Source organism: Pseudoalteromonas sp. XI10, from assembly GCF_001469895.1.
Classification (GTDB): Bacteria; Pseudomonadota; Gammaproteobacteria; order Enterobacterales; family Alteromonadaceae; genus Pseudoalteromonas.
This window is the reverse complement of record NZ_LOPY01000038.1, coordinates 50,103-65,999: the sequence shown is the minus strand read 5'-3', so window position 1 is coordinate 65,999 and position 15,897 is coordinate 50,103. Positions and strand designations below refer to the sequence as shown.

Sequence of the window (15,897 nt, the reverse complement as noted above, 5' to 3'; positions counted from 1 at the left end):
ATTTTTATTGCTTTAGGGTACGAGATTTCAGTTTAATTACAAGCCATTTGTTAAGTTTTTGTACCTCAGGTAAACAAAGATTTCATAAACTCATAAAAAACCTCTGTTTTGCGCGTCACTAGGCTGTTTTGTGGTTTTAAAAACCATACTGGCGCGTCAGCATCAACAAGGCTATTAGAGAGTATTTCGATTAACCGCCCTTCGGCTAAATCATCTTTAATTGCAATATAAGATTTAATCGCTATGCCATGGCCTGCAATCGCCGCCTGTGTCATGTTATCTGAGTTAGATACAGTAAAACGCGTTCTCGCATTATAATTAATGACTTGTCCGCCTTCGTTAAATTTAACCTGTCGCTGCCATGGCAAACACACCCAGTAATGGTCTTTAAGATCAGCCACCGACTTAGGTTGCCCATATTTTTCAATATAGCTCGGTGCTGCGCACAAAATACGAGAGTTACTAACAAGCTTACGAGAAAGCAGGTTTGAATCTGCCAACTGACCTACCCGAATAGCCACATCTTGGGCATCATCAACAATATTCACAAATTGATCTGTAATCATAAAATCGAGTTTTAAGTCGGGAAATTGCTGTTCAAAGTGGCCAAGCTCAGGCATCACAAATTTCGAAAAGACCCAAGGCGGCATAGTGACTCGTAAAAGCCCTGACACTGCTGAACCCCTTGCGCCAATTTGATGCTCAGCATCATATAAAGCTTCTAAAATGGCACCAGCTCGTTGATAAAACAGCTCCCCTGCAGGTGATAAGCGTATTCGCCGACTGTCACGAAACAACAATACAGTACTTAATGCTTTTTCTAACTTACTTAAGCGATGACTTACCGTCGCAGGTGACAGGCCCTGAGCTTTAGCGGCGGCAACTACACCTTGGTTTTCAACTATGGCAATAAAGGTTTCTAAATCACATAAACTGTACATGGCTTTGATTCAATATTTTCGAATTTAGGTTTCAGTTTTGTATTGTATATATAAAAATTTAAAACTCTATACTTGCTACAAATTGTAAAAAATGATTGGAGTATGTATGTCTTTAAAAACCCAAATCGACGCATTTGAAGTGCAAAAGAAAGCCAATGTCCCAGCTGATATCTTAAATTTGATGGATGTCACGACTGAAAAACTGATTGCAGAACAATTAAGTAAACATGCTTTAAAAGTCGGTGATAAGTTTCCAGCATTTGAATTACCCGACAGCAAGGGCAAACAAATCAGCTCGGCTGAGTTGCTAGCGAAAGGCCCGCTTGTGCTGAGTTTTTACCGTGGTGGCTGGTGCCCGTATTGTAACTTAGAGCTTCGCGCGCTTAACAATATGCAACAAGCGTTTGCTGATCAAAATGCACAGTTAATTGCTGTTTCGCCGCAGTTACCTGATGAATCACTGTCTACCCAACAGCAAAACGAGCTGGCTTATACGGTGCTTTCTGATGTGTCTAACTCTTTGGCTAAAAAGTGTGGCTTGGTATTCACATTAGATGAACGCTTAATCCCTGTTTACGATCAACTTGGTTTAGATATTCCAAAAGCCAATGGTGACGAAAGCTACGAATTACCACTACCAGCAAGCTATGTTATTGATAGCCAAGGAGTGATTCAATTTGCATTTGCTCATGAAGATTACACACTTAGAGCAGAGCCTTTAGATGTTCTTAACGCTGTTAAGGCACTAAACCATGTTTAAAAAAGCATTTTTTAGTCTAGTTTTATTGGTAACCCTAACTTACTCGGGAGGCACAATGGCAGAGTCTCAACACCAAGCAAAACCAAAAGTAATTGTGTTTGATGTCAACGAAACCTTGCTTGATCTTGAACAAATGCAAAGCTCAGTCGCTGAAGCGCTTAATGGTAATACCCAGCTATTACCGCTTTGGTTTTCTACCATGCTGCATCATTCCTTAGTGAGTACGGTGTCGAATGACTATCATGACTTTGGTGAAATTGGCGTTGCTGCACTGATGATGGTGGCAAGTAATAATCAAATTTCGTTAACTAAAGAGCAAGCAAAGCAAGCGATTGTGCCACCGCTTTTATCTTTACCTGCCCATAGCGATGTTAAACCTGCTTTAGCGAAATTAAAGCAAGACTATAAACTAGTCAGCTTTACAAATTCGTCAAATAACGGTGTAAAAACGCAGTTTCAACATGCAGGCTTAACAGATTACTTTACTCACCGTTACAGTGTTGAAGATATTAAAGTGTATAAACCCGATCTGCGCGCTTACAAGTGGTTGCTTGAACAATTAAATGTAGCGCCTCACGAAGCTTTAATGGTTGCTGCGCACGGTTGGGATGTAGCAGGCGCTAAAGAAGCGGGTATGCAAACAGCGTTTATCGCAAGGCCCGGTAAAGCGCTTTACCCACTGGCAAAGCAACCAGACTACATTGTTAAAAACCTAGAAGAGTTAGCCTCTTTACTAACGAAAAAGTAAATAACGATTTAAACCGTTATATCAACGCAAAGCGAAAATGCTTTGCGTTTTTTTGCGCCTAACAAAAAAGTAAACTACAGGGTGTACCTTTCTCTTTTTTGGGTATAAACTAAACGCTAAATGAATATGCATAGTGACGTCTTTCATGCTAATAGACTATTTTTTATGCATACCTACTTAACAATTGGACTGTGGAGTAAACATGCGTCTGCCTTTCGCACCTGCCAAATTATCATTATCTGCGTTGTTATTAGTTTCTGCTCCTTTGCTACTGCAAGGTTGTTCTGAAGCGCCACAGCAACAACAGGGTCAAATGCACCCCGCTGCTGTCGCGACTATGACAATGGAAACTCACGATGCCCCTTTTACGATTGAGCTACCAGCGACGCTGTCTGGTTCAAAAGAGGTTGAAGTTCGTGCCCGTGTCACTGGTATTCTTGAATCACGCAACTTTGAAGAAGGTCAGCGTGTAAAACAAGGCCAATCACTGTTTACAATTGACCTTGAACCTTATCAACTTGCGGTTGATCGAGCACAAGCTGCACTTGATGGTGCAAAAGCAGCGCTTGTTCAAGCTGATCGTGACGTTAAACGATTAGCTAAACTACGTGCCGAAAAGTCCGTTTCACAACGTGACTACGATAACGCAAGCTCAGCCAATGATATTGCTAAGACAGATTTAGCCGCTGCAAAAGTTGCGTTAAAAGAAGCGCAGCTTAATCTTGAATATGCGCAAGTAAAAGCCCCTGTCGCAGGTGTAATGGGACGTGAGTTTGTTTCTGAAGGAACCTATGTTTCTGGTCCAGATTTATTACTAACTCAAATGACTCAGTTTGACCCTATTCGTATTCGCTTTGGCTTATCTGAGCGTGAACAACTGCAAATGCGTCAAGATGTTAAAAATGGCTCACTGACTTTACCTGAGCAAGGCCACTGGAAAACACAAATTAAACTGCAAGATGGTTCGTTATACGGACAAACCGGTGAAGTTAACTTCTCTGATGTGCGTATTAATCCAAACACAGGTACCAGTGAGTTTCAGGCAATTATTCCTAACCCTGATTTTCAACTTCGCCCGGGCCAATTCGTTCGCGTTGAGTTAAGTGGTGCAGTACGCAAAAACGCTTTCATTGTTCCGCAACGTGCAGTACTTGATAACGGCACTGGTAAGTTTGTTTATGTAGTAAGTAAAAACGAGCAAGGCATGGATGTCGCTTTACCTGCCCCTGTTACTGTAGGTGAATGGATCAAAAAACCAGAAAACGAGCAATACCAAAACTTTTGGTTAATTCGCAGTGGTTTAAAAGAAGGCGACCAAGTTATTGTTGATGGCATGGCACGTATTTTCTTCCCGGGTATGCCAGTCAATGTTGGCCAACCTGCCGCTAACCCAAGCCACGCAGAATAAGCACAGGGAGTCTTATGTTTTCTCGTTACTTTATAGACAGACCCATTTTTGCGTTTGTTATATCTATTGTTATTGTGCTTGCGGGCCTTGCTGCGATGCGCAGCTTACCTGTTGCGCAATATCCTGAAATAGCACCACCGGTTGTACAAGTAACCGCAGCCTACCCGGGTGCATCTGCTGATGTACTTGAACAAACGGTTGCGACACCGATTGAAAATGCCATTACCGGTGTTGAAGGCATGATGTATATGTCATCAACGTCAACCAGTGCAGGTTCAACGACCATCGAAGTTACTTTTGAAATTGGTACTGATGTTGACCAAGCAGCTGTAAACGTAAACAACCGTGTTAAGCAGGTTGAAGCACGTTTACCTGAAGAAACACGCCGCCAAGGTGTGGTAGTTCAAAAAGGTTCTTCTAGCTTTTTACAAGTTCATGCCTTCTACTCACCAGATGGAACACGTTCAAGTTTATGGACATCAAACTATGTCACTATGAACGTGCTAGACCGTGTTAAACGCATTCCTGGTACCACCAGTGTACAAATTTTTGGTGCCAAAGATTACGCAATGCGCATTTGGTTGCGCCCTGATGTAATGAGCCAATTAGGTGTTACTGTTGAAGAAATTGCAGGGGCAATTCGCGTACAAAACTCACAATACGCGGCAGGTAAAATTGGTGCCACACCTACTACACAATCTCCACAAGAGCTGGTTTACAGTGTGACTGCACAAGGGCGTTTGTCTGAGCCTGAGCAGTTTGAAAATATCATTATTCGTTCAAACACAGACGGTAGTAGCTTACGCTTAAAAGACGTAGCCCGCGTTGAGCTCGGATCAAAAGACTATAACTTCAAAGGAACGATTAACGGTAAAGAAGCGGTACTATTAGGTATCTTCTTACAACCGGGTGCAAACGCTCTTGATGTAGCTGAAGAAGTAAACAGTGTTATTGAAGAAATGAAAAGCCAGTTCCCTACCGGGCTTGCACATTTAACTTCTTACGACACAACCCGCTTTGTTGAAGTATCAATCCGTGAAGTTGTAAAAACACTACTTGAAGCCATGGTATTGGTATTCTTAGTGGTGTATTTATTCTTACAAAACTGGCGCGCAACGCTTATTCCAACCCTTGCAGTGCCAGTATCACTACTGGGCACATTTGCCGGCATGTATATGCTGGGTTACTCAATTAACTCACTCACCTTATTCGGTATGGTGCTGTCGATTGGTATTGTTGTTGATGATGCCATCGTGGTACTTGAAAACGTTGAGCGTATCATGCACGAAGAAGGGCTAGGTGCCAGAGACGCCGCTGTTAAAGCGATGGGCGAAGTAAGCGGCCCTGTAGTAGCCATTGTTTTAGTACTTTGTTCAGTGTTTGTGCCAATTGCGTTTTTAGGTGGCTTAACCGGTGAGCTATTCCGCCAGTTCGCTATTACTATTTCGATTGCTGTAAGTTTATCGGGTGTTGTGGCCTTAACGATGACACCTGCGCTTTGTGTACTTATTTTAAAACAAGAACACAAGCAAACTGCCCGCTTCTTCTTATGGTTTAACGATATGTTTACCAAGATCACCGGCCGTTATGTTGGTGCTGTTGGCTTTATGGTGCGCCGTGGCCTGTTAGGGCTTATCTTAATGACAGGTATGATTGCAGCAACAATTGGCCTTTGGCAAAACACCCCAGGTTCACTTGTGCCAGATGAAGACCAAGGTTATTACATCTCAGCAATTTTCTTACCTGACGGTTCATCACTTGAGCGCACAGAGCAAGTCACACAACAGGTTGTTGAGGCCGTGCAATCAAACCCAGCGAACGAAAACGTGGTGGCGTTTACCGGTTTTGACTTTATTGGCGGTGGTTACAAAAACAGTGCTGCAACCTTATTCGTGACACAAAAGCACTGGGATGAGCGTGAAGTTGATACCAAGGCACTGGTGCAAGAGCTCTTCATGAAAACAGCAGGTATAAAAGAGGCGCTCGTACTCGCCTTTAATCCTCCGGCTATTTTTGGTTTAGGTAACACAGGTGGTTTTGAGTTTTACATTCAAAACAAAGGTGATAGCGACCCAGACAAACTACAACATGCAATGCAGTTGATGACAGCTGAAGCACAAAAGAGCCCTATCATCAGTGGCCTGCAAACACTTTGGCGCCCTGACGCACCACAGCTACGTGTTGATGTTGACCGTGAACAAGCCCGCGCCATGGGTGTAGAGATTGATGATGCGTTCACTGCCCTTGCAGGTAACTTAGGGACTTATTATGTTAACGACTTCAATAAATTTGGTCGCGCATGGCAAGTACTAATGTCTGCAGACGCTGAATTTAGAATGAAGCCTGACGACATTGGTCGTATCTATGTTAAAAACAACCAAGGTACTATGGTGCCGCTTTCAGCCTTTACCACTATCGAGTATAGCCGTGGCCCTGAAAACCTAAATCGTTATAACAACTTACCAGCGGTTAAACTGATGGGTAATGCAGCTCCGGGTTACAGTTCGGGTCAAGCGATTGCTGAAATTGAGCGTATTGCACAAGCAGTATTGCCACCTAATATGACCTACGAGTGGACAGGCTCTGCATTCCAAGAAAAACGCAGTTCAGGCACCACAGGAATTGCCTTAGGCCTTGCTGTGATCATGGTATTTTTGATTCTAGCAGCGCTGTATGAGCGTTGGTCACTACCACTGTCTGTGATGCTTGCCCTGCCATTTGGTACATTTGGTGCGCTTATAGCGGTTTGGGTTGTTGGCATGACAAACGATGTGTACTTCCAAATTGGTCTAGTAACACTACTTGGTCTTGCTAGTAAAAACGCGATTCTTATTGTTGAATATGCTTTGATGAAACATCAACAAGGCTGGAGCGCAAGTACGGCTGCACTTGAGGCTGCACGTTTACGTTTTCGACCAATCATTATGACTTCGCTTGCTTTCATTTTAGGCGTAGTACCTTTAGTACTGAGCTCTGGCGCAGGTGCAGGTGCCCGTCACAGTGTTGGTACCGGTGTCATGGGCGGTATGATGGCAGCGACATTCCTTGCAGTATTCTTTGTGCCGCTGTTCTTTTATTGGTTAACGGCGCGTAAGTTAACTGAAAAACGTTCAAGGCAAGAGCTTGCTGATGAGATAGCAGAACATCATCAACAAGAACATGTTAAAACCCAAGAGGGTAACCTATAAAAAATGAAGGGCAAACAATGAGTTTGCCCTTTTTTTTGATTATTTGATTACTAGCAATTTACTGCTTCGAACGCTAGTATTAAGGAAAGATGTGTGGAGTACAGCATGAATAATCAAAAATTAGCCGAATTTGAACAATATTTTCAAATCAACGAAAGCAACCGTGTCAATTTATATGCGGTTGAACCAAGTGCTGTGCCAAAAACCAATGCTGAACTTGAAGCGGATATCCCTGCCCTATTTAAACTTGCCAACGAAGTAAACGAACTTGAGCAAACAAGCTTACGACCACTGCGTAACCTGGGTGATGTTGCACAAGAACTGGCAGCCTTTTTACAGGCGCAGTCTCGTAAAATTGATTTAATCATGAGTCACATCTTAGCCTCAGAACAACCTGATGATAACGCAAACTATTGTGATAGTTATGGCGGTGGCGGTGTAAAACTTACCTCCGCTGATGTGTATGAATTAGGGCAAACATTTCGCACTAAGTTATTCTTACAACACGAAGCATCAGCTATTTATTGCTATACCGAATTAGTGGCCATTGAAAAATGCGATGATGATAAATACCAATACACATTATTGTTTACTGCCATTCGCGATGCTGACCAAGATTTAGTCGTAAGAGCAGCCCTGCACGCACAAACACGCCAACTTAAAAAACGTCAGCAAGAAAACAATCAGCAAGACAGTTAAAAATCACGCTTTATCGCGCACAAAAAGCTGACATCTATGGCTAAAATGCTAAACTAGCCCCACCTTAGTTTGTTTAATACCTTCATGAAATTTAGACTTTTACCTGAATGGGCTGAGCAAGATGCCGTTATGCTCACTTGGCCTCATCAAGACACAGATTGGGCAGCAAATTTAACCGCTGTTGAGCCTGTGTATGTAGCACTTTGCCAAGCAATAAGCCAACAGCAAGATGTTGTGATTGTAGCTCATGATAATGCTCTTAAAGCACATATTGCAGCTTTACTTGCAAATGCGGATGTCGATGCTAATCGCATTCACTTTGTGGTGACACCGTGTAACGATACTTGGGCACGTGACCATGGCCCATTGACCTGTGTAAATATTGATGACGCAACAGAGTTAAAAGTAATGGATTTTATTTTTAATGGTTGGGGCAATAAATTTGCAAGTGATCTTGATAATCAAATTAATCAAGTACTTGTAAATCAAGTCGCAAGCCCTAAAAATGGTTATCAGCAAAGTGATCTGGTTCTTGAAGGCGGTGGCGTCGAAATCAATGAACACGGCGTGCTACTCACAACCAGCGAGTGCTTATTAAACCCAAATCGTAACCCTGAACTCACAAAAGCAGATATAGAACAAACGCTGGTTGAGCAACTGGGTGCGACCTCGTTTCTTTGGGTTGATCACGGTTACCTTGCAGGTGATGATACCGACAGCCATATTGATACGCTGGTACGTTTTGCCCCAAACAACACCCTTGTTTATGTTAAGTGCGACGATAAAAATGATGAGCACTTTGCAGCCCTTAATGCAATGGAAAAACAACTGCAATCATTTAAAACAGCAGAGGGTGAAAACTACAGGCTGATTGCCTTACCTTGGCCAAAAGCAGTGTTCGATGATGATGGTGACAGACTACCTGCCACATACGCTAATTATTTAATTATCAATAAAACCGTTTTAGTGCCAATTTATGGTGACGAAAACGACCAACATGCGCTTGGTCAGGTTGCCAAAGCATACCCAAATCACACTGTGGTGGGTATTAATTGTGTACCAATTATTCACCAATTTGGCAGCTTACACTGTATTACAATGCAATTACCGCGCGGCTTTTTAGCAGGAACAAACAATGACTAAACCAACGCATTTAAAGGTTGCTCTTGTTCAGCAATCAAACACCGATAATGCTCAAGACAATATGGCAAAATCAATTGCTGGTATTCGTGATGCAGCAAGCCAAGGCGCTAAGCTTATTGTTCTTCAAGAGCTACATCGTAGCTTGTATTTTTGCCAAACCGAAGATGTAGACGTTTTTGATTTAGCAGAAACCATTCCGGGCCCAAGCACAGACGCCTTAGGCGCACTTGCCAAAGAACTTAATGTGGTGATCGTGTCATCATTATTCGAAAAGCGTGCAACAGGACTTTATCACAATACTGCTGTGGTACTTGAAACTGACGGCAGCATTGCCGGTAAATACCGTAAAATGCATATTCCTGATGACCCAGGCTTTTACGAGAAGTTTTATTTCACACCGGGTGATTTAGGTTTTGAGCCTATTCAAACCTCTGTTGGTAAACTAGGCGTATTAGTGTGTTGGGATCAATGGTTCCCAGAGGCTGCACGCTTAATGGCAATGGCCGGTGCTGAAATTTTAATTTACCCAACAGCCATTGGTTGGGACCCACGTGATGAAAAAGACGAGCAAACACGTCAAAAAGACGCCTGGGTTATTTCACAACGTGCTCATGCAGTTGCCAACGGCGTGCCGGTGATCAGCTGTAACCGTGTTGGCCACGAAAGTGATCCAAGCGGTCAAAGTGAAGGTATTCAGTTCTGGGGTAACTCATTTATCGCGGGCCCTCAAGGTGAAATCTTAGCCGAAGCGAACAACAGCGATGAGCAATTATTAGTTGTTGAATTAGACCAAGCACGTAGTGAAGACATACGTCGAATTTGGCCTTACCTTCGTGATCGTCGTATCGATCACTATCAGGACTTAACCAAGATTTATCGAGACTAAGCAGTAAAAACAGTTTAAAGGAGTAGTAAATGGCGTTTGCGCAATGGGCAGCATTGCCTTGGGTAAAATCTGAAAAAGATAAAATTCAATGGGGACAACTTACCGGTAGCGGGCTTAGCATCGCCATCGCAGAAGGTGTAAAACAACACAACGAGCTGGTTGTGATTGTCACCCCAGACACGCCAAGCGCCCTACGTCTTGAAACTGAACTCGAATTTCTGTTGCCTGAAAACCCAGTCATGGTCTTCCCTGACTGGGAAACACTCCCTTATGATCATTTTTCGCCCCATCAAGATATTATTTCAGCGCGCTTAGCCACGTTAAATACCTTAAAAAAAGAGCAACAAAGCGTATTAATCGTGCCAGTGTCGACCTTGATGCTGCGTACTGCCCCTGCTTCGTTTATTTATGGTTCAACCCTTAACTTTAAAGTGGGCGATACCCTAGATACCCACTCACTGCGTGAAAACTTAGAACAAGCGGGCTATTTACATGTACAACAAGTGATGGAGCACGGTGAATACGCGATTCGCGGCTCTATCGTTGACTTATACCCTATGGGTAGCCCACACCCATTCCGTTTAGACTTTTTTGATGATGAGCTCGACAGCATTCGCTTATTTGATGTTGAAAGCCAGCGCTCAGATGAAAAGGTCGACAAAATTGAGTTACTGCCAGCCCACGAATTCCCAACTAACGACTCAGACATTGAGCGTTTTCGTATCAACTATCGTGAACAATTTGGCGCAAGCTCTGAGCAAGACTCAATTTATATGCAGGTGACTAAAGGAACCTGGCCTGCGGGTATCGAATATTACATGCCACTGTTTTTTGATGAATTGGCAACCATCTTCGATTACTTACCAAGTAATACAACCTTTATGCATTTTGGCGATATTGAACATGCTGCTGATCAGTTTTGGCATGATGTGAATGTACGCTATGAAAACCGCCGTGTTGATCCGCTCAGGCCTTTACTGGAACCTGTAAAACTGTATCAAAGCGTTAATGAGCTATTTGGTGAATTTGGTAAATACGCGCGCATTCGTTTATCGCAAGCAAAATTAGGCACCAAAGCGGGTCACACTAACCTTGCTAGTAAAGAGCTGCCAAATGTTCGTATTGATCATAAGTTACATGAACCGTACCAAGGTTTAATTGACTATGTTGCCAGTGAGAAAAAACAAAAAGGCCGCGTGCTGCTCTCGGTTGAATCGGATGGCCGCCGCGAATCATTACTCACTTTATTAAAGCCAAGTGGCTTAAAGCTTAAAGAATTTGAATCGTTTAGCGATTTTACCAATAGTTCGAGTGATGTTGGCCTAATTGTTTCGCCACTTGAGCAAAGTGTGGTGCTAGACGGTAAGCCGCGTTTAACCATTATCACGGAGCAAGAGTTATTAGGCATTAAGGTCTCGCAACGTCGACGCCGTAAACATAAGTACGAAGCCAGCCAAGATGCGCTTATTCGTAACCTTGCTGAATTACGTGAAGGTCAACCGATTGTACACCTTGATCATGGTGTAGGCCGCTACCAAGGCCTTGAAACTATTGATGCTGCTGGTGTGATCACTGAGTTTGTTACGATCATCTACGCCAACGAGGCAAAACTATACGTGCCCGTTTCTGCATTACATATGCTGAGCCGCTATTCAGGAGGCGAAGAAGCCACTGCCCCGCTCCATAAATTAGGCTCTGATGCGTGGGAAAAAGCCAAGAAACGTGCCGCTGAAAAAGTCCGTGATGTGGCTGCTGAGCTTTTAGATATTTACGCTAAACGCCAAGCAAAGCCTGGCAATAAATTTAAGCTTGATGGCAGTGCATATCGTCAGTTTAGCGACAGCTTCCCATTTGAAGAAACTGACGATCAACGCAACGCCATTGAGTCTGTGCTCGGTGATATGCAAAGTAAGCAAGCGATGGACCGTTTAGTATGTGGTGACGTTGGCTTTGGTAAAACCGAAGTGGCAATGCGCGCAGCCTTTGTGGCCGTGAATGATAACAAGCAAGTTGCGGTACTTGTACCAACCACACTGCTTGCACAGCAGCATTATGAAAACTTTAAAGACCGCTTTGCTGATTTACCAATTGAGGTTGGCGTTTTATCGCGTTTTAACTCAACCAAAGAGCAAAAAGACACCCTAGATAAAATGGCTGAGGGTAAATTAGATATCGTGATTGGTACTCACAAGCTTATTCAACAAGATATTCAATTTAAAGATTTGGGCTTACTGATTGTTGACGAAGAGCACCGTTTTGGGGTGCGTCAAAAAGAAAAAATAAAAGCATTACGTGCCGATGTCGATATTTTAACGCTCACAGCGACCCCTATCCCACGTACATTAAACATGGCAATGAGTGGTATGCGTGACTTATCAATCATAGCCACACCGCCTGCGAAACGTTTAGCGGTTAAAACCTTTGTTAGACAAAGAGATGCAGAACTAATTCGCGAAGCAATTCTGCGTGAGATTAAACGCGGTGGACAGGTGTACTTCTTACATAATAATGTTGAAACCATAGACCGAGTTGCAGAAGAAATCAGTGAGTGGGTACCTGAAGCCAGCGTAACAACCGCACATGGTCAAATGCGAGAGCGCGAGCTTGAGCAAATTATGAGTGATTTTTATCACCAAAAATATAACGTGATTGTATGTACCACTATTATCGAAACAGGTATCGATGTACCCACTGCCAACACCATTATTATGGACAGAGCAGATAAGCTCGGTCTGGCACAACTGCATCAGTTGCGTGGTCGTGTTGGCCGAAGCCATCACCAAGCGTATGCCTACCTTCTCACTGGTAACCCAAAATCACTGAGTAAAGATGCGGTTAAACGCCTTGAAGCGATTGAATCACTTGAAGACTTGGGTGCAGGTTTTGCGCTCGCAACTCATGACTTAGAAATTCGTGGTGCCGGTGAGCTGCTTGGTGATGATCAATCAGGTCAAATGCAAACCATTGGCTTTAGTTTGTATATGGAAATGCTTGAACAAGCGGTAAACTCCCTCAAAGAAGGTAAAGAGCCAACCCTTGAGAACTTGCTCGGTCAACAAACTGAAGTGGACTTAAAGCTGCCAGCGTTATTGCCTGATGATTATATTCATGATGTAAACGTACGTTTAGGTATCTATAAACGCATTGCAAGCTGTGCTAACCTCAATGATATGGACGAGTTACAGGTAGAGCTGATTGACCGCTTTGGTCTACTGCCTAACGCCACGAAAAACTTATTCAGCTTGCAGCAATTAAAATTGCAAGCAAGTAATATCGGCATTAAGAAGATTGAAGCAAACCCGAAAGGCGGTTATTTTGAGTTTAGCCAGCATACAAAGGTTAACCCTAGCTTCATTATAGGTTTGATACAAAGTGCACCGCAGGTGTATAAAATGGATGGCGCAAATAAACTGCGCTTTGCAATTAGCGAAGCCAACGCTCGCGAACGCTTAAAAATGGTCACTGCAATGATTGCAGATTTCGAAAAAAAGGTTAGCCATTAATGTTGTTTAGAAATAGTTTACTACTGCTTTGTTGCTTATTTACAAGCTCGTCATTTGCAACACGTTGGTTCGAAATAGAAGTTCTTATTTATAAACAGCGCCCAGCCCCCTACTTACAGGAAGATTTCAGTTTAAAACACGATGAAATCAAGGCTAAGCGTAGCAAAGATTTATTATCCCCTGCATACACAGAGCAAGCAAAACAGGCTTGTATTGAAGGTGATAGCCGCTTTCGCAGTGATTCGTTCACTGACTCTTTAGTTAATACCAACCCTCACTCAAACGTGTGTGATGACAGTGTTGATTTTTTAGCAAGCTATAATCAACTGCCTGTGACACCCGTTGTTGAACCCCGTGAAGACACTGACGACATTTATTTAATGGCGCCAGAACAATTACAGTTTGTTGAGCAAAAAAATCAGCTTGATAGAAAAGGCTTAACCCCAATTTTACATACCGGCTGGCGTTTTCCTGAAATGAGTGAAAGAAGAGCACCAAGTATCCGCCTCTTTGCCGGTGAACACTTAGCAAAACACTCAGCAGCACTTGAGAATGATAATAACGACTTTATAAGCTTAGTAGGCCCTACTGAGCGCTATATTCCTGAACAGCTACAAAATGTGCCAGAGTGGGAATTAGACGGTTTAATGAAGATTTATGTTCGTCACTACCTATTTATAAACGCAGAATTTGATATTAGTCAGCGCTTAGAAACTGGTGATTACGAAAAAGCACGTTTTTCACAATTTAAACGTGTGATCAGTAACGAGATACATTATTTTGATCACCCACGTATGGGGATGATCGTGCAAATAAGACGCTACAACCATTAATGGATACAATTATGAAAAAATATATGGCAATTGCAGCAGCGGCTGCGGCACTTACTTTAGCTGGTTGCTCAAAAGTAAATTTAGAGAACTACGAAAAAATTGAAATTGGTATGGATAAAACTGAGGTTGAAGCTATTTTAGGTTCAGCTGATAAGTGTGAAGAAAAGACACTACACACTAACTGTATCTGGGGTAACAAAGATAAAAACATCGAAATTACGCTAGTATCAGACAAAGTGTCGCTTTACAGCAAAACAGGTTTAGACGCTAAATAAACCGAAATGGGTGGCCGTGGCCACCCTTTCATCTTTCATCTTTCATCTTTCATCTTTCATCTTTCATCTTTCATCTTTCATCTTTCATCTTTCATCTTTCAGAATGTCAGTTTGTGAGTAAATACGCTCAATATTAACAATTTTGCTGCGATTTAACGTAATCTTGTAGCGCTGATACAAAGTTTCATCTTCGCTTTGTGTAAACACTAATACCACATTTAACTGATAACGCCTCTCTACAGCTTTCTTAGAGATTTTATTACTATCTAGATGATAGAGCTTACCTTCACCCCGCTTTAAGTAGCGAGCAAACGGTGCCAAGCTAAATTGCATGGTTTGTTGCAAGGTATCGTAGCCAGGTAAAAACTCTTTCGCGTTAACTTGTGTTTCGCTTGCAAAATGCAGCCACTGAGCAGCCTGTTTATTTTGATGACGACGCTTTGAAAAAATTCTTCTTACCGCTTTAGGCAGGCGTTTAAAACTGGTGTATTCAAGCCAAATGTATTGGCTGGCAATTTTGTCTTTAGTAATGCTGTTTTTAAACTGAAAGCGCCATTTAGGTCGCCCTCTTACGATAGCTCGCCAGATCACCCGTGTTATGTCTTCTTTAAATATTTCACGAAGACCATAAATAACACCCAAGATCAAAATTAACGTCGCTGTTACTTCGGTAAAGTTTGAGCGAGCATTTAACACAACCAACATCACAAAGGCCATGATCACAGCGGTCACCGTGCCCTTTACCATACGTTTTAAATAACTGTTTAAGTGACGAGTGCTACGTGTAAGCACCACCCCATGCTCAATCAAACGTTGTAAAAGGCGCATTTTGTTGGTGATACGGTTGGCATCTTCAAGTGTCGATTGCGAGTTATATTCTTGCTCTTCACGGTAACTGTTTTCATTTTTGCAAAACTCTAATAGCTCACTGCGCTCTTTTGCAAAATCGCTACTGCGCGGTCCTTCATCCAGTAGTTTTAAAAATGACTGCTCTACATGCCAGCTTAAGTAGTTATCGGCGTTTTTATAAAATGGCAGTAGCTTTTCATCATCTGGGGTGTAGCGTCTTAGTTTTTTCAACAAGCCTTTGGTTTGCTGGCACAACTCAATGGCTGCAGGGTAAAACTCATCGGCTTCTTGGTGTTTTAGGGTGTCTTTAATATCGGCATTAAGCGCGAGTCGAACTTGATAACAATATAAGTTTAAGTTTTGCCGATAATCTTGCTGTTCACCTTTGTTTTTACTAACAAAGCGGCTTCTAACTAAAGGTAAGTGAATGTTGTTAGCGTTATACGCAAGATGCGATTTAAAGTTGTTGTTAAAGAATGATTCTTCGCTAAGTGTTTGTGGATTAACACTCATTTCATTCGGAATGGAGAAATACAGGTCGAGTCGTTGCTCTGTGCGTGGTTTAAGCTCAGGCTCAATAATAAAAGATAAGTTTTCGTCTTGTTTAAGCAATATCACCTCGTTTTTTAATAATGCTCTATTAGTTTACGCGTTGATAGGCTTT

Annotated in this window: 12 protein-coding genes; 10 read left to right on the top strand and 2 right to left on the bottom strand. The window is 42.5% G+C overall.

The features are described 5' to 3' along the window. Positions 1–65: 65 nt before the first annotated feature. Positions 66–941: a LysR family transcriptional regulator gene (locus AUR67_RS08050; protein ID WP_058584868.1), complete on the bottom strand. Its 876-nt coding sequence runs from the start codon at positions 939–941 to the stop codon at positions 66–68. Positions 942–1,047: 106 nt separating this feature from the next. Between AUR67_RS08050 and AUR67_RS08045 the strand changes: the two genes are divergently transcribed. The 10 genes from AUR67_RS08045 to AUR67_RS08000 all read left to right on the top strand — a co-directional run bounded on the left by AUR67_RS08045 (position 1,048) and on the right by AUR67_RS08000 (position 14,384). Next, positions 1,048–1,701, top strand: a complete 654-nt coding sequence (locus AUR67_RS08045) for a peroxiredoxin-like family protein (protein ID WP_058584867.1) — start codon at positions 1,048–1,050, stop codon at positions 1,699–1,701. A gap of 55 nt (positions 1,702–1,756) precedes the next feature. Then, positions 1,757–2,449, top strand: a complete 693-nt coding sequence (locus AUR67_RS08040) for a haloacid dehalogenase type II (RefSeq protein ID WP_058584936.1) — start codon at positions 1,757–1,759, stop codon at positions 2,447–2,449. Between the two features lie 202 nt (positions 2,450–2,651). Beyond that, positions 2,652–3,857, top strand: a complete 1,206-nt coding sequence (locus AUR67_RS08035; RefSeq protein ID WP_058584866.1) for an efflux RND transporter periplasmic adaptor subunit — start codon at positions 2,652–2,654, stop codon at positions 3,855–3,857. 14 nt (positions 3,858–3,871) lie between these two features. After that, positions 3,872–7,045, top strand: coding sequence for an efflux RND transporter permease subunit (locus tag AUR67_RS08030; protein WP_058584865.1), 3,174 nt, complete (start codon positions 3,872–3,874; stop codon positions 7,043–7,045). Between the two features lie 105 nt (positions 7,046–7,150). Then, positions 7,151–7,744: a PilZ domain-containing protein gene (locus tag AUR67_RS08025; protein WP_058584935.1), complete on the top strand. Its 594-nt coding sequence runs from the start codon at positions 7,151–7,153 to the stop codon at positions 7,742–7,744. An 84-nt stretch (positions 7,745–7,828) separates the two neighbouring features. Further along, the gene (locus AUR67_RS08020; RefSeq protein ID WP_058584864.1) at positions 7,829–8,887 is read left to right on the top strand and encodes an agmatine/peptidylarginine deiminase; all 1,059 of its coding nucleotides are present in this window, start codon (positions 7,829–7,831) and stop codon (positions 8,885–8,887) included. After that, positions 8,880–9,773 (top strand): carbon-nitrogen hydrolase, encoded by an 894-nt coding sequence (locus tag AUR67_RS08015; RefSeq protein ID WP_058584863.1) that lies wholly within the window; start codon positions 8,880–8,882, stop codon positions 9,771–9,773. The genes AUR67_RS08020 and AUR67_RS08015 overlap by 8 nt, the downstream gene beginning before the upstream one ends. Before the next feature lie 29 nt (positions 9,774–9,802). Further along, complete coding sequence (gene mfd / locus AUR67_RS08010; protein ID WP_058584862.1) at positions 9,803–13,276, top strand: transcription-repair coupling factor; 3,474 nt, start codon at positions 9,803–9,805, stop codon at positions 13,274–13,276. After that, positions 13,276–14,109 carry a peptidoglycan binding protein CsiV gene (locus AUR67_RS08005; RefSeq protein ID WP_058584861.1) on the top strand — a complete coding sequence of 278 codons (834 nt, stop codon included), beginning with the start codon at positions 13,276–13,278 and terminating at the stop codon, positions 14,107–14,109. The genes mfd and AUR67_RS08005 overlap by 1 nt, the downstream gene beginning before the upstream one ends. An 11-nt stretch (positions 14,110–14,120) precedes the next feature. Continuing rightward, positions 14,121–14,384: a hypothetical protein gene (locus AUR67_RS08000; protein ID WP_055198739.1), complete on the top strand. Its 264-nt coding sequence runs from the start codon at positions 14,121–14,123 to the stop codon at positions 14,382–14,384. Positions 14,385–14,468: 84 nt separating this feature from the next. Here AUR67_RS08000 and AUR67_RS07995 read toward each other — a convergent pair whose 3' ends face one another. Next, positions 14,469–15,845 carry a hypothetical protein gene (locus AUR67_RS07995; RefSeq protein WP_058584860.1) on the bottom strand — a complete coding sequence of 459 codons (1,377 nt, stop codon included), beginning with the start codon at positions 15,843–15,845 and terminating at the stop codon, positions 14,469–14,471. Between the last annotated feature and the right edge of the window lie 52 nt (positions 15,846–15,897).

Bases quoted from the DNA above. Each gene is read 5' to 3' on its own strand.
- AUR67_RS08050 (WP_058584868.1), bottom strand. From the start codon at position 941: ATGTACAGTTTATGTGATTTAGAAACCTTTATTGCCATAGTTGAAAAC.
- AUR67_RS08045 (WP_058584867.1), top strand. From the start codon at position 1,048: ATGTCTTTAAAAACCCAAATCGACGCATTTGAAGTGCAAAAGAAAGCC.
- AUR67_RS08040 (WP_058584936.1), top strand. From the start codon at position 1,757: ATGGCAGAGTCTCAACACCAAGCAAAACCAAAAGTAATTGTGTTTGAT.
- AUR67_RS08035 (WP_058584866.1), top strand. From the start codon at position 2,652: ATGCGTCTGCCTTTCGCACCTGCCAAATTATCATTATCTGCGTTGTTA.
- AUR67_RS08030 (WP_058584865.1), top strand. From the start codon at position 3,872: ATGTTTTCTCGTTACTTTATAGACAGACCCATTTTTGCGTTTGTTATA.
- AUR67_RS08025 (WP_058584935.1), top strand. From the start codon at position 7,151: ATGAATAATCAAAAATTAGCCGAATTTGAACAATATTTTCAAATCAAC.
- AUR67_RS08020 (WP_058584864.1), top strand. From the start codon at position 7,829: ATGAAATTTAGACTTTTACCTGAATGGGCTGAGCAAGATGCCGTTATG.
- AUR67_RS08015 (WP_058584863.1), top strand. From the start codon at position 8,880: ATGACTAAACCAACGCATTTAAAGGTTGCTCTTGTTCAGCAATCAAAC.
- mfd (WP_058584862.1), top strand. From the start codon at position 9,803: ATGGCGTTTGCGCAATGGGCAGCATTGCCTTGGGTAAAATCTGAAAAA.
- AUR67_RS08005 (WP_058584861.1), top strand. From the start codon at position 13,276: ATGTTGTTTAGAAATAGTTTACTACTGCTTTGTTGCTTATTTACAAGC.
- AUR67_RS08000 (WP_055198739.1), top strand. From the start codon at position 14,121: ATGAAAAAATATATGGCAATTGCAGCAGCGGCTGCGGCACTTACTTTA.